This is a genomic window from Virgibacillus carmonensis (assembly GCF_057836705.1).
Window position 1 is genome coordinate 1 of record NZ_JBYQFJ010000198.1, and the last position, 653, is coordinate 653.

1 protein-coding gene is annotated in these 653 nt (G+C 36.8%); it reads left to right on the forward strand.

What is annotated here, in order from left to right:
* Positions 1 to 94: 94 nt before the first annotated feature.
* A partial coding sequence (locus tag AC3G7N_RS21360) for a penicillin-binding transpeptidase domain-containing protein (RefSeq protein ID WP_489424146.1) occupies positions 95 to 653 on the forward strand: 559 nt, incomplete at its 3' end.

The following is a 653-nucleotide window of genomic DNA, read 5'->3' on the forward strand; positions in this document are numbered from 1 at the left end:
ATTTTATCAAACTTAGATAAGAAACAGTACAAAATCATCATTTCAATACATCATCTATCTAGTATACTGATAAAAAAACAAATGAGGTGGCGAAATGAAAAAGTTGTTGGTTTATTTGGCGGCAATTTTACTGTTTGTAGGTTCCACAAGTGTTACTCATCAATTTAACGCAGAAGCATCAAGTAATGAAATAACCCAAAAGAAGAAACCTATTATTAAGAAGCTGGATGTTGGTGATTTTTTTTCTGACCAGGAAGGGACGTTTATTTTGCGTGATATTAAAAACGGGAAAACCTTTGTGCACAATGAGGAACGAGCCAATGAGCGACTAACTCCAGAATCTACGTTTAAAGTTCCGAATGCTTTAATCGGACTACAGGTGGGAACAGTCAAGGATGAGTATGACATTAAGAGATGGGATGGAATGGAAAGAGAGATTGAAATATGGAATCAGGACCACATGCTTGGCTCAGGAATGCGTCACTCAGTCATTTGGTATTACCAAGCAATGGCTCGTGATATTGGTGCAAATCGCATGAATGAATGGGTCACTAAACTATCATACGGGAATCAAGATATTAGTGGAGGAATTGATCAATTTTGGTTAGATAGCTCCTTAAAAATAAGTCCATTGGAACAAGCAGATTTTATGG